Annotated in this window: 1 protein-coding gene; it reads right to left on the reverse strand. The window is 67.9% G+C overall.

Annotated features, from left to right (window positions below; translation table 11 throughout):
• A partial coding sequence (locus AC1RPV_RS08165) for a Mu transposase domain-containing protein (RefSeq protein ID WP_481764264.1) occupies window positions 1–243 on the reverse strand: 243 nt, incomplete at both ends.

Raw genomic sequence — 243 nt, forward strand, 5'->3', positions numbered from 1 at the left:
GATGGTCGGCGACCAGCCGACCGGCGAGGCGGGCTTGGACCCGTTCCAGGTCGGCGCTGACATCGACCATCCGATCGATCGCCGCCGGGTCGACGGAGTAGTCGTTGCCGAGAACAGACGTGTAGTAGTCCCGGCCGACGCGGATCCGGTGGCGGAACCCGGCCTGCGGATCCAACGGCGGCAAGGCGAGCATCGACTTCCGATCCAACTCGATCAGCTGGGTCGGGCTGGCCTGCAGCGATC

The sequence above is a fragment of the Dellaglioa sp. CoH-55-MRSF-9 genome (assembly GCF_056782155.1).